The sequence below is a fragment of the Maribacter algarum (ex Zhang et al. 2020) genome (genome assembly GCF_005885635.1).
Lineage (GTDB): Bacteria > Bacteroidota > Bacteroidia > Flavobacteriales > Flavobacteriaceae > Maribacter_C > Maribacter_C algarum.
In genome coordinates this window covers 40,605-63,026 of record NZ_VATY01000004.1, presented here as the reverse complement: position 1 = coordinate 63,026, position 22,422 = coordinate 40,605, and the positions used below count along the sequence as shown (strand labels likewise).

The 22,422-nt window shown below is 37.4% G+C and carries 23 protein-coding genes; 15 read left to right on the top strand and 8 right to left on the bottom strand.

Annotation, left to right across the window (positions count from 1 at the left end; genetic code table 11):
- Positions 1–120 precede the first annotated feature (120 nt).
- On the top strand, positions 121–936 hold the full coding sequence (locus FEE95_RS17375) for a mechanosensitive ion channel family protein (RefSeq protein WP_138659295.1): 816 nt from the start codon (positions 121–123) through the stop codon (positions 934–936).
- Positions 937–1,009: 73 nt separating this feature from the next.
- On the opposite strand, the gene purB is transcribed toward FEE95_RS17375, so the two are convergent.
- Positions 1,010–2,353 (bottom strand): adenylosuccinate lyase, encoded by a 1,344-nt coding sequence (purB, locus tag FEE95_RS17370; RefSeq protein ID WP_138659294.1) that lies wholly within the window; start codon positions 2,351–2,353, stop codon positions 1,010–1,012.
- Positions 2,354–2,457: 104 nt separating this feature from the next.
- Complete coding sequence (locus FEE95_RS17365) at positions 2,458–3,021, bottom strand: adenylosuccinate lyase (protein ID WP_138659293.1); 564 nt, start codon at positions 3,019–3,021, stop codon at positions 2,458–2,460.
- Between the two features lie 36 nt (positions 3,022–3,057).
- Between FEE95_RS17365 and FEE95_RS17360 the strand changes: the two genes are divergently transcribed.
- Positions 3,058–3,531 (top strand): heme-binding domain-containing protein, encoded by a 474-nt coding sequence (locus tag FEE95_RS17360; RefSeq protein ID WP_138659292.1) that lies wholly within the window; start codon positions 3,058–3,060, stop codon positions 3,529–3,531.
- Here the strand turns inward: FEE95_RS17360 and FEE95_RS17355 are convergent.
- The gene (locus FEE95_RS17355; RefSeq protein WP_138659291.1) at positions 3,494–4,189 is read right to left on the bottom strand and encodes an SIR2 family NAD-dependent protein deacylase; all 696 of its coding nucleotides are present in this window, start codon (positions 4,187–4,189) and stop codon (positions 3,494–3,496) included. The two genes, FEE95_RS17360 and FEE95_RS17355, sit on opposite strands and share 38 nt — an antisense overlap.
- 36 nt (positions 4,190–4,225) lie before the next feature.
- Here FEE95_RS17355 and FEE95_RS17350 point away from each other — a divergent pair, with 36 nt between their 5' ends.
- Genes FEE95_RS17350 through FEE95_RS17340 form a run of 3 tightly spaced genes read left to right on the top strand, consistent with a single transcriptional unit; the run spans position 4,226 to position 5,827 of the window.
- Positions 4,226–4,882, top strand: a complete 657-nt coding sequence (locus tag FEE95_RS17350) for a TrmH family RNA methyltransferase (RefSeq protein WP_138659290.1) — start codon at positions 4,226–4,228, stop codon at positions 4,880–4,882.
- A gap of 44 nt (positions 4,883–4,926) precedes the next feature.
- Entirely contained in the window at positions 4,927–5,454 is a 528-nt protein-coding gene (locus FEE95_RS17345) for an SRPBCC family protein (RefSeq protein WP_138659289.1), read from the top strand.
- Between the two features lie 7 nt (positions 5,455–5,461).
- Positions 5,462–5,827, top strand: coding sequence for a VOC family protein (locus FEE95_RS17340; protein WP_171037079.1), 366 nt, complete (start codon positions 5,462–5,464; stop codon positions 5,825–5,827).
- Position 5,828: 1 nt separating this feature from the next.
- Here the strand turns inward: FEE95_RS17340 and FEE95_RS17335 are convergent, their stop codons facing one another.
- The 4 genes from FEE95_RS17335 to FEE95_RS17320 all read right to left on the bottom strand — a co-directional run bounded on the left by FEE95_RS17335 (position 5,829) and on the right by FEE95_RS17320 (position 11,051).
- Entirely contained in the window at positions 5,829–7,520 is a 1,692-nt protein-coding gene (locus FEE95_RS17335) for an alpha-amylase family glycosyl hydrolase (RefSeq protein WP_138659287.1), read from the bottom strand.
- Positions 7,521–7,670: 150 nt separating this feature from the next.
- Complete coding sequence (locus FEE95_RS17330) at positions 7,671–8,459, bottom strand: carboxypeptidase-like regulatory domain-containing protein (protein WP_138659286.1); 789 nt, start codon at positions 8,457–8,459, stop codon at positions 7,671–7,673.
- A 77-nt stretch (positions 8,460–8,536) separates the two neighbouring features.
- The gene (locus FEE95_RS17325; RefSeq protein WP_138659285.1) at positions 8,537–10,342 is read right to left on the bottom strand and encodes a DEAD/DEAH box helicase; all 1,806 of its coding nucleotides are present in this window, start codon (positions 10,340–10,342) and stop codon (positions 8,537–8,539) included.
- Between the two features lie 127 nt (positions 10,343–10,469).
- Positions 10,470–11,051 carry a non-canonical purine NTP diphosphatase gene (locus FEE95_RS17320; protein WP_138659284.1) on the bottom strand — a complete coding sequence of 194 codons (582 nt, stop codon included), beginning with the start codon at positions 11,049–11,051 and terminating at the stop codon, positions 10,470–10,472.
- Positions 11,052–11,118: 67 nt separating this feature from the next.
- On the opposite strand from FEE95_RS17320, the gene FEE95_RS17315 reads away from it, so the two are divergent.
- The 6 genes from FEE95_RS17315 to serA all read left to right on the top strand — a co-directional run bounded on the left by FEE95_RS17315 (position 11,119) and on the right by serA (position 17,080).
- Positions 11,119–11,571: a methyltransferase family protein gene (locus FEE95_RS17315; RefSeq protein WP_138659283.1), complete on the top strand. Its 453-nt coding sequence runs from the start codon at positions 11,119–11,121 to the stop codon at positions 11,569–11,571.
- Positions 11,572–11,683: 112 nt separating this feature from the next.
- Positions 11,684–12,295 (top strand): SatD family protein, encoded by a 612-nt coding sequence (locus FEE95_RS17310; protein ID WP_138659282.1) that lies wholly within the window; start codon positions 11,684–11,686, stop codon positions 12,293–12,295.
- A complete protein-coding gene (locus FEE95_RS17305) occupies positions 12,292–12,990 on the top strand; it encodes a DUF3307 domain-containing protein (protein ID WP_138659281.1) in 699 nt (232 codons plus the stop codon). The genes FEE95_RS17310 and FEE95_RS17305 overlap by 4 nt, the downstream gene beginning before the upstream one ends.
- 17 nt (positions 12,991–13,007) lie before the next feature.
- Complete coding sequence (locus FEE95_RS17300; RefSeq protein WP_138659280.1) at positions 13,008–14,168, top strand: cellulase family glycosylhydrolase; 1,161 nt, start codon at positions 13,008–13,010, stop codon at positions 14,166–14,168.
- 2 nt (positions 14,169–14,170) lie between these two features.
- Positions 14,171–14,947, top strand: coding sequence for an alpha/beta fold hydrolase (locus FEE95_RS17295; RefSeq protein WP_138659279.1), 777 nt, complete (start codon positions 14,171–14,173; stop codon positions 14,945–14,947).
- Between the two features lie 240 nt (positions 14,948–15,187).
- The gene (serA, locus tag FEE95_RS17290; RefSeq protein ID WP_138659278.1) at positions 15,188–17,080 is read left to right on the top strand and encodes a phosphoglycerate dehydrogenase; all 1,893 of its coding nucleotides are present in this window, start codon (positions 15,188–15,190) and stop codon (positions 17,078–17,080) included.
- Positions 17,081–17,130: 50 nt separating this feature from the next.
- On the opposite strand, the gene rlmH is transcribed toward serA, so the two are convergent.
- Positions 17,131–17,604: a 23S rRNA (pseudouridine(1915)-N(3))-methyltransferase RlmH gene (gene rlmH, locus FEE95_RS17285; protein WP_138659277.1), complete on the bottom strand. Its 474-nt coding sequence runs from the start codon at positions 17,602–17,604 to the stop codon at positions 17,131–17,133.
- A 70-nt stretch (positions 17,605–17,674) separates the two neighbouring features.
- On the opposite strand from rlmH, the gene nadC reads away from it, so the two are divergent.
- From nadC to priA, 4 genes are read left to right on the top strand one after another with little or no spacing between them, the layout of a single operon-like run.
- Positions 17,675–18,532: a carboxylating nicotinate-nucleotide diphosphorylase gene (nadC, locus tag FEE95_RS17280; RefSeq protein ID WP_138659276.1), complete on the top strand. Its 858-nt coding sequence runs from the start codon at positions 17,675–17,677 to the stop codon at positions 18,530–18,532.
- Positions 18,533–19,501 (top strand): YihY/virulence factor BrkB family protein, encoded by a 969-nt coding sequence (locus FEE95_RS17275; protein ID WP_138659275.1) that lies wholly within the window; start codon positions 18,533–18,535, stop codon positions 19,499–19,501.
- Positions 19,498–19,938 carry a DUF2147 domain-containing protein gene (locus FEE95_RS17270; RefSeq protein WP_138659274.1) on the top strand — a complete coding sequence of 147 codons (441 nt, stop codon included), beginning with the start codon at positions 19,498–19,500 and terminating at the stop codon, positions 19,936–19,938. Before FEE95_RS17275 ends, FEE95_RS17270 begins: the two co-directional genes overlap by 4 nt.
- Before the next feature lie 13 nt (positions 19,939–19,951).
- Positions 19,952–22,408 carry a replication restart helicase PriA gene (gene priA, locus FEE95_RS17265; protein ID WP_138659273.1) on the top strand — a complete coding sequence of 819 codons (2,457 nt, stop codon included), beginning with the start codon at positions 19,952–19,954 and terminating at the stop codon, positions 22,406–22,408.
- Positions 22,409–22,422 lie beyond the last annotated feature (14 nt).

Genomic DNA, 22,422 nt, shown 5'->3' with positions numbered 1-22,422 from the left:
ACTGTAGGCGGGTTTTTCTGTTTTAATTTTTTTTAGGGAAGATTACATTCATTTACGCTTAGTATTAATCAATCTAATCCTTATATTGTGGGTATAAACATTAACTAATATTCCCTCATTATGAAAGACACACAGGTATGGATTGACAAAGCAATTAATTTTGCAACAGAATATGGCCCCAAAATTATTGGAGCAATTCTCATTTACATTATTGGCTCATGGGTAATCAAAAAATTAACCGGAGTATTGAGGAAGGTCATGCTGAAAAAAGAATACGATGAAGCGCTCCAAAAGTTTCTGTTAAACCTAGTAAGCTGGGCACTTAAAATTTTCCTAATTATAATGGTAATCTCCAAACTTGGGGTAGAAACCACTAGTTTTGCTGCTATAATTGCCGCGGCAGGTTTGGCTATTGGTTTGGCACTTCAAGGGTCCTTGGCAAATTTTGCTGGAGGAGTACTCTTAATTATTTTCAAACCTTTTAAAATTGGAGACCTTATTGAGGCACAAGGAGTAACAGGAGTGGTCAAAGAAATCGAAATCTTTACTACAAAGTTGACAACACCTGATAATAAATTGGCTATTATTCCGAATGGAGCAATGGGTAATGGAAATATCGTCAATTACACGGCAGAAGGTAAAATTCGAGTAGATACGATGGTAGGCATTGGGTATGATGAGGATATGAAAAAAGCGAAAGAAGTATTACTAGAAGTGCTTACTTCAAACCCTAAAGTACTCAAAGACCCCGCGCCTTCTGTAAATGTAGCAAACCTTGGCGAAAGCTCTGTTGATTTAGCGGTTCGGCCTTTTTGTAAACCAGAAGATTATTGGGATGTTTTCTTCGCAACAGTTGAAGGTAGCAAGTTAGCCCTTGATAAAGCTGGTATCGAAATTCCTTATCCACATGCTGTTGAAATTCAGAAAGAAGGATAATTACCTTGATGAATTTATATAAAATGAAAAGACCGCTTTGATGCGGTCTTTTTTATTTTTGAATTTGAGTAATCTATATACCTGTATAATTACTCGGAGTAATCACTTTGAGCTCTGCTTTAATCTCCTCGGATACCACTAATGTATCTATAAAATCTGCAATTGAATCTTGATTGATTTTTGAATTTGTACGTGTTAGCCCTTTCAAAGCTTCGTAGGGATTAGGGTAGCCTTCTCTTCTTAAGATAGTTTGAATTGCCTCTGCTACAACGGCCCAGTTATTCTCTAAATCTTGCTTGAACTTTTCTTCATTCAGAAGCAGTTTGTTCAGTCCTTTTAAAGTTGACTGGAAAGCAATCATAGTATGGGCGAAGGGCACACCTACATTACGCAAAACAGTACTGTCCGTTAAATCTCGTTGTAGTCTTGAAACAGGTAGTTTGGCTGATAAATGTTCAAAAATAGCATTTGCCAAACCAAGGTTTCCCTCGGAATTCTCAAAATCAATCGGATTTACCTTGTGCGGCATGGCTGAAGAACCAACTTCTCCTTTTTTAATTTTTTGCTTAAAATAGTCCATGGAAACGTAAGTCCAGAAATCACGGTCTAAATCTAGAATAATGGTATTAATACGCTTTAAAGTATCAAACAAAGCGGCCATATGATCGTAGTGCTCAATTTGTGTGGTAGGGAAGGAGTGATGCAATCCTAACTTCTCTTGAACAAATTGTTGACCAAAAGCTTTCCAATCTATATTGGGATAAGCAACTTTGTGCGCATTATAGTTGCCAGTCGCCCCACCAAATTTCGCAGCACTTGGGATATCATTTAATAAATTGAATTGTTCTATTAATCGCTGGACGTAAACATCAATCTCCTTTCCTAATCGAGTAGGGGATGCCGGTTGGCCATGTGTGCGAGCCAGCATGGAAACGTCAGCCCATTCAGAAACTAATTCTTTTAATTTTTCTAGAATTTGAAAATATGCAGGAACGTAAACTTCGTTCATTGCTTCCTTTAAAGAAAGAGGAATCGCGGTATTATTAATGTCTTGAGAAGTCAATCCGAAATGAATAAATTCCTTGAATTTCTCAAATCCTAAAGCGTCAAATTTTTCTTTGATAAAATACTCTACGGCTTTGACATCATGATTGGTCACTTTTTCAATGTCTTTTATGGCTTGCGCATCCTCAGAATTAAAATTTTCATAAATCTTTCGTAATACTCCAAATTTTGAATTGTCAAAAGTCTCAAGCTGAGGTAATGGAATTTCGCAAAGCGCAATAAAATATTCAATCTCTACCCTGACCCGATATTTGATTAAAGCTTCCTCTGAAAAAAAAGGAGCCAAATTGTCTACTTTGCTGCGGTAACGTCCATCAATAGGAGAAATAGCGTTCAATGGGTCTAATGACATTTTATGCGGAATTGGTTATTTTTCGAAAGATGCAAAGATAAGGATTAAAAAAAGTTCAAGTTTAAAAAGCTCGTTTAACCTTTTAAAAACTCTTGAAATAACTACTAATTCTTAATCTTTTCTAAAGTCATTCTTGCTCTGGCTTTATATGCGGCACTTCCTGCTGCATAGTTTTTCTCTAGAGTCATTTTAAGTTCAGGATGAATCCAGTCGAATTTTCTCCCCAGTAAAAGTAAACAAGTCATGGAGTAGGCTTGTGCTGCGACTTTATGATTTCCGATGAGCCAATCAAAACAAGCGCTCGTAATTTCTTCAAGATGTACTTCGTTTAAGGCCGTTCTAACGTCTTCATGTTTTTTTTGAAAATACCCTTTTATTAAATACTCACATATTTTAGCCATGGGTCGCACAGATGAGTCTAGCTTAAGTAAACCGATAGCTTTTGTAAATTGGTTTAGATACGGAAATAAATAAGGAAGGTTCTCCTTAGCGGTAAACTCCATTACCCAACAGGCTTTTGAAGAAATCGGATTTTTGTCCTCAAAAGCAATTTCCAATAAGGGTTTTATTAATTGTGGGTTTTCTGAAATCAGCATTGCCATTTCCATTCGCTTTTCTCGTGAATGGTTTACGTAATCTAATGCATCATACAATTGTTCTTTGTTCATAAAAATCTGTAATTTAGAACACCTCAAATTTTAAAGATGAAAATAGTAAAAAAAGTGGCAGTCGCTCTTTTGATTGCATTCATTGCGATGCAATTTTACAGACCTGAAAAAAATCAAGCACAGGGCGATCATACGGCTCAATTTTTAACAGAAACTAATCCTGCGGCTGAGATTAAAATTATTTTACAACAGACTTGTTATAATTGTCATAGTAACCATACGGAGTACCCATGGTATAACAATGTAGCCCCAGTTTCATATTGGTTGTCAAATCATATCAAAGATGGTAAAAAACATCTGAATTTTTCGGATTGGGAGACTTACGATATAAAGAAAAAGGACCATAAGCTCGAGGAAATCGCCGAGGAGGTGAAAGAAGAAGAAATGCCATTAAAAGAATATACTTGGACTCATGAGGAGGCCAAATTGACAGCTGAGCAACGAAACGCAATAGTAGCTTGGGTTCAACAAACTAGAGCCTTGTACCAATTAAATCAGCAACCAAAGTAGGCAATCCCCTTGCAGCGGTTTCTTCAATAACGCTTAGGTTCTGGTACTGGGATGCATTCACGCTTGGTTTAGGGTCAACGAAATAAATTGGTGTCTCTAAGGAAACAAAATTTATCAAGCTCGCAGCAGGATATACTTGCATTGAAGTTCCAATAATAATTAGGATATCTGCGATCTCTGTAATCTTAATAGCTTCGTCTAACAAAGGAACTTGTTCTCCAAACCAAACAATATGAGGTCGCAATTGGTGGCCATTCGAACAAGTGTCACCTAGTTTTAAGTCTTTTTTCCATCTTAGAATTTCGTTTTCATTCTTTGTACTGCGGACTTTGAGGAGCTCACCATGCAGATGGAGTACATTTGAACTGCCGGCCCTTTCATGTAAATCATCTACATTCTGAGTCACAATATGAACATCAAAATGTTCTTCTAGTTTTACTAAAGATTGATGTCCGGGATTCGGTTCTACTTTGAATAACTGTTTTCTTCTTTGATTGTAAAAGTCAAGTACTAGTTCTGGGTTACTAGAAAACCCTTGCGGTGAAGCAACTTCCATCACATCATGACCTTCCCATAAACCACCAGCATCACGAAATGTGTTGATTCCGCTTTCGGCACTGATTCCAGCGCCAGTAAGTATTACAATTTTTTTCTTCATTAGTTTAAAAATAGCCATTTTGATTATATTCGAAAGATGATTGACCAGCAACTTTTGGCATATTTGGAAGGTTTTATTTCTGAAGAGCGCAAAGAGCGATTTTTAGAGGTTCTCGAGGAGCGCACAAAATACATTACCGTTGCTATTGAGGATGTATATCAAAAACACAATACTAGTGCGGTCATACGAAGTTGTGAAGTTTTCGGAATTCAGGAAGCCCATGTTATCGAAAATAAAAATGCAAAAATACTGGACAAGGAAATTGCTATGGGTGCGGAAAAATGGGTTGATGTGTATAGTTATCCCAATTCAGGCAGTTGTATCGAAACACTTCGAAAACAGGGTTATAAAATAATAGCCACCACACCACATGCTGACGATTGTTTATTACCTGATTTCAAGATAGATGGTAGAGCTGCATTGTTTTTCGGTACGGAGAAAGATGGACTCAGCGAATCCGTTTTAAAGCAAGCCGATGGTTTTCTTAAAATTGGAATGCATGGCTTTACAGAGAGCTTGAATATTTCTGTTTCAGCCGCTATTATATTACAACAATTGGTCACTAAACTTAGAAAGACTGATATAGACTGGGGTTTAACTCCAGCTGAAAAATTGGAAAAACGTTTGGATTGGTCTAAAAAAAGCATCAAAAGTATCAATGATATTTTAACACGATACGAAGCATCTGAATAATTTTTTTCATTACATTTAAGGACAACCAATCAATTGATAAACAAATGTATACACTACTTTACATCCTAGCTGGGATAGTTATTCTTGTACTTATTTTATCCCTTATTGCCCCTAAAACTTATGATGTCTTTCGTTCTATTGAGATTTCAAAGCCTAAAAGTGAGGTTTTTAATTATTTAAGGTCTTTAAAAAATATGGATGATTGGTCGCCTTGGGCCAAAAAAGACCCAAATATGGAAAAAAAATTTACGGGAACCGATGGTGAAATAGGCTGCGTTAGCTATTGGAACGGTAATAAGGATGTTGGAGAAGGGGAGCAGGAAATAAAAAAGATTATAGATGGCGAGCGTATAGATTCAGAATTGCGGTTTTTTAAGCCGTTTAAATCAACTTCAGATTGTTATATGAAAGTTGAAGATGCTGGAGTCAGCGGCACAAAAGTAATTTGGGGTTTTTCTGGACAGAATAAATTTCCGATGACAATATTCTCTCTTTTCAAAAGTATGGATAGCATGGTTGGACCGGATTTTGAACAGGGTATGGCCAGTCTTAAAGAAGTTTTAGAAAATTAATATACCTATGGTAGGATGGTTTGAAATTCCGGTGACTGATATGAATCGTGCCAAAGGATTTTATGAGTCCGTCTTTGATATTTCCATAAGTGTTCATGAATTTGGTGTTTTACTCATGGGATGGTTTCCTCATGACCCAGAAAAATCAGGTGCTACAGGTTCATTGGTACAGCATGAAATGTACAAGCCAAGCGCGACGGATGGACCTTTAATCTATTTTTCATGTAAAGATGTTTCTACTGAATTGAGTAGGGTAGAAGGTGCTAATGGGGAAATAGTACAACCCAAAACGCAAATAGGAGAAGGACATGGCTTTATGGCTTTGATAAAAGATACCGAAGGGAATCGCATTGCATTACACTCACAAGCATAATTTATTCAACCAGCTCTAGAAGGGCAATGTCATAATCGTTTTCAAGAGTGACTTTCCCGTTTTCAACTATCAATTCCGTTTCAGAATAGGTGTCGTAGAGTTTGGTTCCATCTCCGAAAAAGCCTTTAACCCAAAGCGATTTTTTTCCTTTTGGTAAATCCAATCCCACCACAACTTTATCTTTAAAGTCATCTTTAACATAAGTTCTGCTAAATACATATGGCTTTTTGCCTAATCGCTTATGCTTTCCTGCACCTATGGCGGGGTGATTATTTCTAAATTTACCCAACTTTCTCCAGTGTGCTAGAATAGTTTTAGTACTATCGGTATTTGCAACATCATCCCAATTCATGTAGGAACGCAAGGTTGCATCACCTTCTGTACCTTCTATGGTCAAGTCACGGGCACTCTCATCTCCATAATAAATTTGTGAAGTTCCAGGAGTCAAAAGAAGCACATTTGCTGTCTTAAAGGATTGGGTTCTCTCCTTATCAAAAGGTTGCCCATCATCATGAGAGGTTAGGTAATTGACGAAACCTTTCCCTTTAAATTTTGTATTCAAAAGAGAACTGTACTTTTTGAAAATACTTTCATAGTCATTTTTTGCATCATTCTTCAGATCGAAATTAATAAGTCCGTCGAAACTGTAGTTAAAATAGTCTACTTTTTTATCTCCAAAATCAAACTCTCTTCCGCCAGAAACTCCATAGTTGTATACCTCTCCAACCATATAGAACGGTGTTTCATCTAATACTTCTTTAGAGTTTTTCTTTTTCCAGGCCTCGAAAGCGTAGGAGGCTTCTTTGTATAATTCCGCCCAAGCCTTTTCATCAGCATGTTTTACGGTGTCTACGCGATAACCGTCAATTCCGAAGTCCTTTACATAATCCGTCAACCATTTAATTATATATGCTCTAGGACTTCTGGCGTATCCTGTGCGTTCAAAAAAGACTGCCAATTCATCTAATTCATTGCTCAGCCGACCTTCTGACTTCCATTTGGCCAACAAGGCATCTGGAAGCTCCACAGCTTCATCAGATTCAGTCAAAATATCTGGTAAGTTATCTACAAGAGTACATCTAGTAGTATTCTCATAAGTTGTGAATTGACAAGTCGGGTCGGTTCGAACCCATTCTTTAGGCCATACAGGATCCTCATCAGTTACAGGGCCCGTATGATTTACGACAGCATCCATCAAGACGCGAATTCCCTTTGAGTGTGCGGTTTTAACCATGGTTTCAAGCTCCTCTCTTGTGCCAAAATTTGGGTCTAGGGCCGTCCAATCCTTTGCCCAGTATCCATGATAACCATATGTATTTCCAGTGCTCTCATCCGTACTTCCATGAATTTGCTCAACTACCGGAGTAAACCAAATGGCGTTTACTCCTAGTTCGGTAAAATAGCCTTCGTTAATTTTTTCTGTAATTCCTGCAATATCCCCACCCATGAATCCGCGCAAAACTCCAGTTTCTTTTCTTCGGTTTAAAGTGGTGTCGTTTTTGACATTTCCATTGTGAAATCTATCGGTAAGCAAAAAATAGATATTGGCGCCTTGCCATACAAAAGGGACTTGCTTCTGAGGTTCTTCAATAATTTCTTTTTTCACCATTTCCTGTTTTTCGGGGGCTTTTTGTTGTTCTTTACAGGAGATGAGAATGGATAAAATTATGATTGCTGCTAGCCTTTTGTTCATTTGAAATTATTTTTCCTAAAGCTATAAAATGAAGCTGTCATTCGAAAATTTATTTCTATCAGTGTTAATAGGGTATGAAGTGCTGATAATCAGGAGAGTTGAATTCAATAGATTTAGAAAAGAATATGATTTCATTAAATAGCCAAAAGGTTACTTGCCCCTTTTATCTCTATTTAAAACCTTATAATCCTCATAACACCCACTTATGGCATCAAGAATTTGAAGGTCATTTGCAGTCTTAATGAACGATTTTGAATAACTGCAGTTGTTCAGAATATCTTCTATATCCATTTTTTCCAGTTGCAGAAGTTCGACTAAGGTCTCTCGGTCGAATTTAGAAGCAAGTAAATTTCGAATTTCATCATCTTCTTTTACCTGTCTTAATTTTCGCATTTGCGCCGGTTTCTTTCCAAAGAGGTTCCGTAATAAATCGGCGGGATTAAGAATTGCACCAAGTACCTTGGTCACTGCACTAGGGTTTTTGTTTCCGGCTTCATAACCTACTGAAAGTCCCGAAATACTATACTGATACGCATTATTAATCGGAAGGTTTTTGACATCAATCTCCAAGTAACCCGTTAATTGGTATGGCCTTACAATTACTTCTTCAAGTGCATAAGCGAGCTCTGTAAGCGATATTTTGGTGTCCTCAAACTTAAACATGTCATTAGTTACTCGAATCTTTTGTGATTTATATCCTAAAAAAGAAAAATATAGTGTGTCGTTTACGGCGGCAGTAATAGCAAACTCACCTTTTTTATTGGTAATCGTGCCAATAACTTGATTAAGGTTTACCACGTGAACGCTTTCCATGGTGTCATCAGTTTGCGCATTGACGACCACAGCTTTAAACTCACGATTTTCCTTACTTTTCTCATCCTCTTGGGAGAATCCGAAGAAATTAAAAAATATAAAAAGAAGGAGTAGGTTTTTCTGCATTCAATTAAAATCCAATTTTAAAGATACTAAACAAAATAAAAAAATACGCCGAAGCGTATTTTTTAATATAGAATTAACTAAAAGAAATCGTTTTTTTTGCGTTTGCTTCTTCTGTTTCCAGAATTTTCACTTTTGCCGTAGCTTCGGTCTCTTTTTTTGCTTCTATCTCTTCCGCTTCCGCCGCCGCTTTTGCCGCGATCTCTTCGAAAGCCTCCGCCACCACCACTTCGTTTACCTCTGTTGCGGTCTCTTCTACCACCACCCCCTCCAGGGTTTTTAGATACTTCGACATTAACGAACCTTCCTTCTACTTTAAGGTCCGTAAAGGTGGCTAAAATCTTCTCAGTAACTTCTGCATCCGTATTAAAGAAAGAAAAGCTATCTTTTACATCAACCTTAAAGACATCATCTTTACCAAGGCCTACGGTTTCTCTCAAGAAATCCTTTAACGACATCCAGTCGTATCCATCCTTTTCTCCCACATTAATAAAGTAACGTACCGAGCCTGAACTTGGGGCCTCACCTCCTCTTCGACTTCTGTCTCCTCCTCGATCTCCGGAATCTTGGTTTAAATCACGAGTTTTATTGTAATAATTAAAGAAACGCGTAAATTCTACGGATACTATTTTCTTAATTAATTCTTCACGATCGACATCTTTCAATACATCATTAATAGCGGGTAGATACCCTTCTACGTCTTCATTGATTTCTGTATCCTTGATTTTGTTTGCTAGGTGATATAGCTGAATTTCACAGATTTCCATTCCTGTCGGAATCTTCTTAGATATGAATTTCTGTTGAATCTTATTTTCGATGGATTTAATTTTTCGCATTTCACTGCGGGTAACTATAACCATTGAAATTCCAGATTTTCCTGCTCTTCCTGTTCGTCCACTACGGTGAGTATAGGTTTCGATTTCATCAGGAAGTTGATAGTTTATAACATGGGTAATGTCATCTACATCGATTCCACGTGCAGCGACATCTGTCGCCACCAGCATTTGAATCTGTTTCTTACGGAAAGAGTTCATCACCAAATCCCGCTGGTTTTGACTCAGGTCCCCGTGTAACGCACCTGCGCTATATCCGTCTTCGATTAGTTTTTCTGCTACTTTTTGCGTATCCCGTTTAGTTCTACAAAAGATTACTGAAAATATATCAGGATTTGTATCTGCCAATCGCTTTAAGGCTGGATAGCGATCTCTCCCACCTACCACATAATATTCATGTTGTACCGTTGAAGTACCGGCATTTTTAGTCCCAACAGTGATTTCTTGAGGGCTATACATGAATTTTTTTGCAATTATCGATACTTCTTTGGGCATTGTAGCCGAAAACAACCACGTAGACTTCTCATCAGGAGTGTTCGATAGAATGTCTTTGATATCTTCAAAAAAGCCCATGTTGAGCATTTCATCGGCCTCATCTAACACGCAGTAATCAATTTTAGATATATCAACCAAACGACGGTTGATCATATCCTTCATTCGACCGGGAGTAGCGACAATAATCTGTGCTCCGCGCTTGATTTGACGTGCTTGTTCAGTAATACTGGCGCCACCATAGATGGCAACAGTGTTTATGTTTTTTTCATACTTCGAATAGAGCTTGAGTTCGTTAGTAATTTGCAAACAAAGCTCACGAGTAGGAGAGAGAATCAATCCTTGTGTAGTTCTGCTATTACTATCTATTTTTTGAATTAATGGAAAACCAAAAGCTGCAGTTTTTCCTGTGCCAGTTTGGGCGAGCGCGACCAAATCGGTTTCGGTTTCTAATAAAATCGGGATTGCTTTTTCTTGTACTTCAGAAGGATTTTCAAATCCCAAATCGGCAATAGCATCTAATAGGGACTTGTCAAGCCCTAGTGCTTCAAATTTTGTCATGATAAGTTATACTTTAATCGCAAATACGGATGTTGCATAGAGCGATTATCGATATAACCTATTTACTCGGCGCAACACATGCTATACCAGCGGCGTTAATTGAAGCGGCAAAGATACTTCTAATTTATTAATATGACTGCTTTTGTAGAAATGTAACTAGTTGTTGAATAGCTTTGCCTCTGTGGCTAATTGTGTTTTTGATTTCTAATGATAGCTCAGCGAAGGTTTTTTCGTAGCCTTCGGGTTGAAATATGGGGTCATAACCAAAACCTTTTTGGCCATTTTTAACTTTGGTAATTTGCCCTTTAGCAACCCCTGTGAAATGTATATTTTGTTCTTTTAAGTTCAAGGCAATAACTGTTTCAAAACGCGCGGAACGAGAGTCTTTATTTTCTAATTCCGATAACAATTTGTTCATGTTGTCTTCAGCATTTTTCTGCTCACCTGCGTAACGTGCTGAGTATACCCCTGGAGCTCCGTTTAAAGCGTCAACTAAGAGTCCGGTGTCGTCTGCAAAACATGGTAAATTATAATGATCTGTAACAAAATCAGCTTTTATTTGTGCATTTCCTTGGAGTGTTTCTGAAGTTTCTGGTATTTCATCATAGCATCCGATATCGGTTAATGATACTAATTCTATATAGGGCGGAAGTAATACTTTGACCTCTTCGAATTTATTTTGGTTATGGGTAGCAAAGACTAATTTCATGTATTTGAAGTTCAGGGTGTAAAACTGAGTTCAAAAGTAGTAATTTTAGGAGCTCTAAAAGTTTTCTATGCGACTGAAAGTACCACCTGTTCTTGTTTTTATGGCCTTTGGAGCTTTGATGTACCTACTAGCTCGTTTTCTTCCTGTGGGCTATTTTGATTTCTTCGGAAGAAAATATTTGATGTATGGCTTATTAGCAATTGCCGGATGCATTGGCTTTATCTCAATTCTTCAATTCTTCAAATCAAAAACAACAGTGGACCCTACCGCACCTTCAAGGGCTTCAAAATTGGTAACTTCTGGAATCTATCAATTTTCGAGAAATCCGATGTATTTAGGACTTTTACTAGCGCTTCTCGCTTGGGGTTTGTGGTTAGGAAATGCTTTTAATGTATTGATGGCAGCTGGTTTTGTGGGGTATATGAATGCTTTTCAGATAATTCCTGAAGAGGAGATGTTGTCGAAACTATTCAATAAAGAATACAAACAATATTGCACTTTGGTGCGTAGGTGGTTTTAAAATATTAGCTGATTGACTTATAACTACATATTATTAGCGAATTAGCTTATATTGATTAATTATTAGCGAATTAGCTTATATATTCATATATTAGCGTTTTAGCTTATATTTTATGATAGCAATAATTACAGGGGATATTATTAATTCAGAGGGGCACAAGGCTTCCGAATGGATTGATGTACTTAAAAAACAGTTCTCGAAATGGGGTGAAACCCCTAGTGATTGGGAGATTTATAGGGGTGATGAATTTCAGCTTAAGATAGCTCCTAAGAAAGCGCTATGGGCAGCTTTGCAAATAAAGGCCGTTGTAAAATCGATTAAAGATTTAGACGTTCGTATGGCCATTGGTGTAGGTTCTGAGAGTTTCAAAGGTTCTAGCGTTAGTGAATCTAATGGAACGGCGCATCAGCGCTCAGGGCGCACTTTTGAAACTTTGAAAGAGGAAAAATTAAACTTAGCTATTGCTACGGGAAATAAAAAAGAAGACCAAAGTCTTAATTTAATGATTAAGCTTGCACTTGATTTCATGGATGAATGGACATCAGTTTCCGCGGAGATTATTGCGATAGTATTGGCTCATCCTAAAACCTCACAGCAAGACATAGCTGAACAGCTCAGTATTCAACAGTCTGCCGTAAGTCAGCGGCAAAAAAGAGCGCGATTGGATTTGGTGCTACAACTATTAGAATATTACCCTCAAACCGTAAAAAGAATGAAACCATGATTTTGTTCACAAAACTGTTTTTAGCACACTTAATTGGCGATTTCCTAGTGCAACCCAACAAATGGGTGCTCCACAAAGAAAAAAATAAAGCGTCGTCGAAGTACCTATACTTTCATGTACTGATTCATTTTGCGGCAACCATGCTTTTGCTATGGGATTTAAGCTATTGGAAAATCGCCATTGTCATTCTAGTATCACATTATCTTATTGACTTGATAAAATTATATGTCAACCCATTATTTAAAAATAAGAGCATACCATTTTTTATTGACCAGGTTTTACATATCCTAATACTATATTGCTGCGCATATTTTGACAATTTGTGGATGCATACGCTGGAGTTCTTTGAACTTTTGGATTGGAATTTGATTACAGCAGCAGTATTTGTGAGTTTTCCTGCAGCCATAATAATGAGCAAACTTTTAGAGCAGATGTCCAAACAATTAGAAATGGACCATAAATCTTTACCAAATGCTGGGAAGTATATTGGCATTATTGAACGTTTGTTTGTATTGGCCTTTATTATCCTTGACCAGTGGGGTGCAATCGGCCTTCTAATTACGGCTAAATCGGTTTTTCGTTTTAATGATTTAAAGGAAAGCAATAGCAGAAAATTGACCGAATATATTTTAATTGGTACATTGATAAGCTTCGGAATTGCCATAATAACAGGAATCGTTTATATTAATTTATAATCAAAAATGAATAGGTCATGAAGAAGATTCTACTCTTAACCATAGCAATAATCGTTTTTTCTTGTGCGGAGAAAAAGAAAGAAATAAAATCTGAAGAAATTAAAACCGTTCTTGCAGAAAGATGGTCAAAAGAAAAGGCCTGGGAATGGTATGACAAACAACCCTGGCTCGTGGGAACAAACTTTAACCCAAGTTCATCTATAAACCAATTAGAGTTTTGGCAAGCCGATACTTTTGACCCTGAAACCATCGATAGGGAACTGAAATGGTCGGCTGATTTAGGGATGAATCTACATCGGGTTTACTTGCATAATTTACTTTGGGAGCAAGATTCCCTTGGCTTTTTAAATCACTTGGAAGAATATCTGAAAATTTCAGATTCCCACGGAATAAAAACGATGTTCGTCTTATTGGATGATGTATGGCACCCGATTCCGAAACTAGGGAAACAACCGGAACCGATTCCCCACGTACATAATTCTGGTTGGGTACAGGCTCCTGGCGCTGAAATATTAGGAGATTCCACACGTCATGATGAAGTAAAGAACTATATCAAAGGAGTCTTAACTCGTTTTGGAAATGATGATAGGGTTCTTGTGTGGGATGTCTACAACGAACCCGATAACGTAGCTGGTCAACCAGGAAGAAAGGAATTAGAGGTTGAGAACAAGCATGATTATTCCCTTAAATTGCTCAAAAAAGTAATGCGATGGTCTCGTGAAGTAAATCCGAAACAACCTTTGACTACAGGTATTTGGAGAGGAAATATAGACCATTGGGGTACTTTGGATAGTTTGCCTGCCTTGGACCGTTATATGATTGAAAACTCAGATGTTATTTCGTTTCATACCTATGATGGCGATATGAACCGTGTAGGACAAAAAATAGCAGAACTCAAAAAATTTGAGCGCCCTTTGTTATGTACCGAATACCTAGCACGCGCCACAGGAAATACTTTCGAGACGGTTATGTCTATTTTGAAAGAAAACAAAATTGCTGCTATCAACTGGGGGTTTGTAGCTGGAAAAACAAATACAATCTACCCGTGGAAGAGCTGGGATTCTACTTTTACATCTGAACCCAAGCTTTGGCACCATGATATATTACGACTTGATGGAACACCTTTTTCTGAAGGGGAGGTAGCATACATTAAGAAAATGACAAGAAAAATAGAATAAGAATGCGTCAAATTTTATTACTTGCCCTACTTTTATTTAGCATTGCCATGTCGGGCCAGACAAAATACTTTAACTCTTTTGATGATACCAAAATTGCCTATACCGATGAGGGTGAAGGAAAGCCAATACTGCTGATTCACGGCTTTATCAACACGCGAAAATCTTGGGATAAGACGGCCTTGAAAAAAGATTTACTAGCAAAAGGGTATCGTGTAATTGTTCCCGATTTACGTGGGAACGGGGACTCAGATAAACCTCACGATGAAGACGCCTATTCCAAAGATGCAGAGGTTATGGACCTACTTTTCTTAATGGCCGAACTACGAATTCGTAAATATGACGCTGTTGGTTATTCCCGTGGGAGTATTGTTTTGGCGAAACTATTAACTAAAACCCGTCGAATCAAAAAGGCGGTTCTAGGCGGAATGGGGATTGATTTTACCAACCCGAATTGGCATCGACGCATTATTTTTAAAGATGCCTTTGACGGAAAGATAACCGAAGAGACAAAGGGCGCAGTGGAATACGCAAAATCTATTGGAGCTGATTTAAAATGTTTGTATTTGCAGCAAAAGCATCAATCCGTTACAACTAAAAGGCAGCTTCAGGTCATCAAAGCAAAGGTAATGGTTCTTGTGGGAGATGAGGACAGGGACAATGGCGATGCTGCTGCTTTATCAAAAGTAATTCCGAAGAGTAAACTACAAATTATAAAAGGCGACCATAATGGTACTTATAAAACCGAAGCGTTTTCTAAAGCGGTTATTTCCTTTCTCTAGGTACATTTCAATTACGAAATTGATAAAATAGGTGTCCTTTAAAAATGGATTCTGTAATTCCACGAGCTCAATTAGTTACGGGGATAACTTTTAATAACATTACCCAAAATCCATCGAAATTAATTTTTACTTTTAAGGCTTTATTTAACTTCATTCCCTCATTTGCATTGAATTTGCCTTTCGAATAGTAGGTTTATTTTGATAAAGAAGGGAAACTTTAATGAAAGATTATACTTTAAAATGATAGACGTGGCGCGCAAGTATGTTTTCGATTTTGATAGTACATTAACTAGGGTAGAGGCACTTGATGTATTGGCTGAAATGACCTTACAGGGAAATTCGAAACGTGAAGAAATTATTGAGGAAATTCAAAACATTACCAACTTAGGAATCGATGGGGATATATCTTTCACAGAATCTTTAGAAAGACGAATCAAATTGTTAAACGCTAACAAAAGTGACTTAGATGGTTTAGTTGCTGAACTACGTCAGAAAATTTCAAAGTCTATCGAATCAAATAAAGAGTTCTTTGAAAAATTCTCAGATGATATTTATGTAATTTCCTGCGGATTTAAAGAGTTTATTGACCCCATTGTAGAAGAGTATAATATTCCGTCTGACCGCGTATATGCAAATACTTTTGAGTTTGACGAAGAAGGAAATATTGTTGGTTTTGATGAGGGAAACCCTCTTTCGCAGCACAACGGCAAAATAGAGTGCCTTAAGCAAATGAATTTGGATGGGGAAGTGCAGGTTATTGGTGACGGGTACAGTGATTATGTGATGCGCGAAGCAGGTATAGCAGATAAGTTCTTCGCTTATACCGAAAATGTTCATCGAGATAAGGCTGCAAATAATGCAGATTATGTTACTCCAAATTTGGATGAGTTTCTTTTTGTGAATGACTTACCTAGAAACATTTCCTATCCAAAAAATAGAATTAAGATTTTGTTGTTGGAGAATGTACATCCGGCTGCTTTTGATAATCTTTCAGAAGATGGTTTTTCTGTAGAACTGGTGAAGCATAGTCTTTCTGAAGAAGAATTGATAAAAAAAATCAAAGGCGTACATGTTTTAGGAATTCGATCCAAAACACAAGTCACTAAAAAGGTACTTGAAGCAGCAAATAAATTGTTAGTTGTCGGAGCCTTTTGCATTGGTACTACTCAAATAGATTTAGATTACTGCAAAAGAAAAGGTGTTGCTGTTTTCAACGCACCCTATAGTAATACACGTTCTGTGGTGGAATTGGCAATTGGAGAAATTATCATGCTCATGCGTAGTGTCTTTCCGAGAAGTACAGAGATCCACAACGGACAATGGCAAAAAACTGCAGCAGGTTCGCGAGAAGTTCGTGGGAAAAACTTAGGTATTGTTGGCTATGGAAATATCGGCAAACAGCTATCTGTTTTAGCAGAAGCCATAGGAATGCGTGTCTATTATTATGATATTGATGATAAGTTGGCCCTCGGGAATGCTATTAAGTGCAATACCCTAGAAGATTTATTAAATGTTTCTGATGTGGTTACCCTTCACATTGATGATAATAAAGCGAACAAAAACTATATTGGCGAACGTGAAATCAATCAGATGCGGGATGGTGCCATTTTTGTTAATCTCGCCCGAGGATTTGTTGTTGATATTCCCGCTTTGGCTGCTGCTTTGAAATCTGGTAAACTATCTGGTGCTGCTATTGACGTATATCCAGAAGAACCAAGAAGCAATGGAGAATTTTATACCGAACTGCAAGGCCTAAATAATGTGATTTTAACCCCGCATGTGGGCGGTAGTACGGAAGAAGCGCAACGTAATATCGCAGATTTTGTACCTAACAAAATTATGGATTATGTAAATTCAGGAAGCACAGTTGATGCCGTGAACTTTCCAAATATTCGACTTCCAAAACAAAATAAAGCCCATCGTTTTTTACATATTCACAAAAATGTTCCGGGTATCATGGCGAAAATCAACGAGGTTTTGGCCAAGTATGAAATGAATATTTCAGGACAATATCTTTCTACGGATAATGAGGTGGGATATGTAATCACTGATTTAGATAAGGAATATAATAAAGATGTCATCAAGGCTTTAAAGAAAATCGAGAACACGATTAAATTTAGAGTGCTTTATTAAAAATGTTTTATTGTCATTCCCGTGAAGACGGGAATCTTTCAAACTTTAATTCATCTATGATGATAAGGTTCATTCTTTAAAATAGTGAAAGCCCTGTATATCTGCTCTACAACGAATAATCGTACCATTTGATGTGAAAAAGTCATTTTGGATAGACTGATTTTCCCTTGTGATTTTTGATAAATGGAATCACTGAATCCGTATGGACCACCAATCACAAAAACCAATTGCTTGATTCCAGAATTCATTTTTTTTTGTAGGTAATTTGAAAAATCTACCGAGGAGTACTGCATCCCTTTCTCATCTAATAAAACTAGAACATCAGTTGCGTTTAACTTTTTAAGAATTTGTTCACCCTCCTTCTCTTTTTGTTGGGCTTCCGACATGTTCTTCGCATTTTTTATATCGGGAATGATTTCTAATTCAAACTTGATATAGTGCTTCAGTCTATTCTGATATGCCGCGATTAATTGCTGAAGTTCTTTATTATCCGTTTTGCCAATAGCTAGAAGTCGAATTGTCATTTATCAAAGTTAATTGAATTTCTTAATTGGCTTTTGTTTTTCTTAAATTAGCCGAAAGCAAGATGAATACATGATTACAGCAGAACAATTCCAAAAAGAAGTTGATTTAATTATTGCAAATGCCATTCGCGAAGATGTAGGTGATGGCGACCATAGTTCGTTGTCCTGTATTCCCGAAACGGCTTCTGGTAAAGCAAAGTTGCTGGTGAAAGATGATGGTATTATTGCCGGAATTGATTTTGCCAAACAAGTATTTGCTTATGTAGACCCGAAGATGAAAGTTGAAGTTTTAATTGAAGATGGGGCTACAGTTAAATATGGTGATATCGCTTTTTACGTGACCGGAAGTTCGCAGAGTATTCTAAAATCCGAGCGTTTGGTTTTAAATGCTATGCAGCGTATGAGTGCCATAGCAACTAAGACAAAATCTTTTGTTGATTTGCTGGAAGGTACAAATACCAAAATTCTAGATACTAGAAAGACGACTCCGGGGTTAAGAGCTCTCGAAAAATGGGCCGTGAAGATTGGGGGAGGAGAAAACCATCGCTTTGCACTTTACGATATGATTATGCTGAAAGACAATCATATTGATTTCGCGGGTGGAATTACAAAAGCCATTAACAAAACCAAGTCTTATTTAAAAGAAACCGGTCGAGACTTAAAAATTATCGTGGAAGCTAGAAGTTTAGAAGAAATCAAAGAGATTCTAAAGTCCGATGGTGTTTACCGGATTCTGATTGATAACTTCAACTATGAGGATACAAGAACAGCTGTTGCTTTGATTGATAGTAAATGCTTGACCGAGTCCTCAGGAGGCATTAACGAGAAAACCATTCGCAAGTACGCTGAATGTGGTGTTGATTATATTTCTTCAGGAGCACTGACCCATTCCGTTTATAATATGGACCTGAGCCTTAAAGCAGTTTAGATGTCTGCAGAGATTGAGGAACGCATCGCTAAAATACCTGTCATTAATTGGCTGGCTGTTCTGCTAAAGAAGATTAAATTGCCTGCATTTGAAGGTCTTTCAGCCTATGACCTTATTGAGATGTATATTTTGGGAATTGTTGAGGGCGCCGTTTCAACAAGAGCCAGTTCAATTGCATTTAGCCTTTTTTTAGCCTTATTTCCGCTTTTAATTTTTATGTTCACTCTCGTGCCTTGGATAATCCCTTATTTCAGTTTGGGTAATGCAAATTTTGACCAAGATTTTATCATGTTTTTAGAATCCTTTTTACCTACGGCGACAGGTGACTATTTTGAGGAAATTTACCAACAGATTCGAAATCAAAAACGAGGCGGACTTTTATCTTCATCTTTTATTCTTTCCATTTTTTTAATGGCAAATGGAGTCAATTCTATCTTTAGTGGGTTCGAAACTTCTTATCATGTAAAACTTACCCGCAACTTTTTTAAACAATACGCGTATGCTCTTATGGTGGGTCTGATATTGTCAATTTTAATATTGGTTGGATTTGTTGCGTTTATCTATTTTCAGTTCTATGTTTTAGGCTATTTGACGGAGTTTGCAGCACGCACTGGAGGTTACGTTTTAGAAGAGGGAGAAATACTGGGAGTTCAAATTGGAAAAGCACTCTTTTTTCTAATTCTATCCTATTTCACTACTGCAATACTCTATTATTTTGGAACGCGGGAAGGCAAACAGGCTAAATTTTTCTCCGCAGGTGCATTGATGACCGCCTTATTGTTTTTATTGACGTCCTATCTTTTTGGAGTTTATGTGGAAAAATTTGCCCGCTACAACGAATTATATGGAGCTTTGGGGGGATTATTGATATTAATGGTTTACATCTGGTTAAATTCGAATATATTGCTGCTCGGATTTGAACTGAATGCCACTTTAAATCAATTAAGGAAAAACATAAAGAATAGATGAAAAAGTTGTCCCAAAACATTGCTTTGGTAGTACTGTTTCTTTCGGTTAGTTTTATGAACGCGCAAAGTGTGTTCGGAACATGGAAAACCATCGATGACCGAACTGGCAAGCCAAAAGGCCTAATTGAAATTTATGAGAAGGACGGTATGATGTTCGGTAAAATTTTAAAAGTTCTTGAGGAAGGCAGAGAAGATGTACTTTGTATCAAATGCGATGGTGATATGAAAGATAAACCAGTGGTAGGTATGCATATCATCAAGAAAGGTGAAAAAAATGATGATGGCGAGTGGAAAGGAAAGTATCTCTTTGACCCAGAGCAGGCAATGACTTTTCGATTTAAGATTTGGCTGAATCCCGAAAATTCCGATGAATTGAAAGTACGGGGTTATTTGGCCTTTATTTATAGAACCCAAACTTGGGTAAGAGCAGAAGGATAGGAGGTGAGTAACTATGCAAAACTTCATCAATGTAATTTTACCTATTCCCTTAGAGAAGCTATTCACTTATAAAGTAACTTCAGAACAAGCGAATTTTTTAAAGCCAGGAATGCGGGTTGCGGTACCGTTTGGGAAATCAAAAATTTACACTGCACTTGTTCATAGCTCGCACACAACGGCTCCCGAGGTATATGAAGCAAAGGAAATTCATCAAATTTTGGATGAAGGACCGATTGTAAATGAAATCCAGTTATTACATTGGCAATGGATTGCTGATTATTACATGTGTACGGTTGGAGAGGTCTTTCGGAGTGCTCTGCCAAGTGCTTTTCTTTTAGAAAGCGAGACACTTATTTTAAAAAACCAAAAAGCAGAAGTTGATGAGGGCAATTTAAAGGATGATGAATTCCTGATTTTTGAAGCACTGCAACATCAATCCATCCTAAAGGTTCATGAAGTGGCTGCCATTGTTGACCGGAAAAATGTACTTCCTATTTTAAATCGATTGATTGAAAAGAATGTTATTTTATTAAAGGAAGAAATCTACGAACAGTACAAGCCGAAATTAGTACGTTATGTTAAGCTAGGCATAGGTTATCAATCCGAAAAAAACTTAGAAAAACTTTTAGAATCTTTGACAAGAGCGCCGAAGCAGAGTCAAATTATTCTGTCGTTGTTTCAGTTGCAAGCCACTTCTAAAAAACCAATTAAAGTTTCGGAATTAGAGGCTGCTAGCAGTAGCTCAAGAGCCGTGATTAAAACCTTGATTGATAAAGAGATACTCGAGGAATATCATATCCGAAGAGACCGCGTTGAATATGATGGAAATGTTGATAATGCTGATTTGAAATCCCTAAATGAATATCAAGAAAAAGCGTTATCAGATATTCAGGAAGCTTTTAAAGAAAATAAAACAACACTTTTACAAGGAGTAACATCCTCAGGAAAAACAGAAGTATACGTAAAGCTTATTGAAGATTGTATTCAGACAGGTAGGCAGGCCTTGTATTTGCTTCCAGAAATTGCACTTACTACACAACTCATAGGAAGATTACAAGAGTACTTTGGAGAAAAAGTTTCTGTATATCATTCCAAATATAACGTTCAAGAACGTGTAGAGGTCTGGAATAATATAGTGGCGCAAAAACCAAAAGCTCAGATTGTAATTGGAGCGCGTTCCTCATTATTTTTACCTTTTTCGAATTTAGGTTTAATCATTGTAGATGAAGAGCATGAAGGGTCTTTCAAACAGTTTGACCCTGCGCCAAGATATCATGCACGAGATGCAGCGATTGTTTTGGCAAAGCTTCATAAATCAAATACCCTATTAGGCTCGGCTACTCCGAGCTTAGAAACCTTTAACAATTCGAAAACTGGAAAGTACGGGTACACAAAAATTACTAGGCGCTATGGGAATGTTTTAATGCCCGAAATGGAAATTGTCGATATCAAAGAGCAATCAAGAAAGCGACGAATGAAGGGCCATTTTTCAGAGCGTTTACTTGAAGAAATAACAGAAACTCTTGAAGTTGGTGAACAAGTAATTATATTTCAGAACCGCAGGGGTTATGCCCCCATAGTAGAATGTAAGACCTGTGGACATTCACCGCAATGTCCTAATTGTGATGTCAGTTTGACCTATCATCAGTATAAAAAGCAATTGCGCTGTCATTACTGTAGTCATCATATAGCTTTGCAAGAGAGTTGTCAAGCTTGTGGCAGTAGTACTTTAGATACCAAAGGATTTGGAACGGAACAAGTAGAGCAAGAGCTACACGAGTTGTTTCCCGAAGCAAAAGTAGGGCGTATGGATTTAGACACAACGAGAGGGAAGCATGGCTACGAACGAATCATTACTTCATTTGAACAACAGGAACTCGATATTTTAGTAGGAACACAAATGCTCACCAAAGGACTGGATTTTAGAAATGTCAACTTAGTAGGAATCATGAACGCTGATTCGCTACTAAACTTTCCAGATTATCGCGCGCACGAACGAAGTTTTCAATTATTGACTCAAGTAGCCGGTAGGGCAGGAAGGACCAAAAAACGGGGGAAAGTCATCATCCAGAGCTATAATCCGTATCATCAGATTTTAAAACAGGTTTCTACGAATGATTATGATGAAATGTTCAAAGAGCAATTGTACGAACGGGAGCAATATAAATATCCACCAGCAAATCGCATTATAAAAATAACTTTCAAGCACAAGGATTATAATAAACTTAATGAAGCATCAGAGTGGTTTTCAAAAGGATTGCGAAACGCTTTTGGTGGGAATGTTCTAGGTCCGGAGTTTCCGCCTGTAGCCCGTATTAGAAATCAATATCTGAAACATGTTTTGGTGAAAATCAATTCAGAGCAATCGGTTGCACAAGTAAAACGGAATATCAAGCGTATTGAAAAGTCGTTTAATGCAATCGCCTTTTACAGAAGTGTTAGAGTAATCTACAATGTAGACCATATATAAAAGCAAAGAAACCG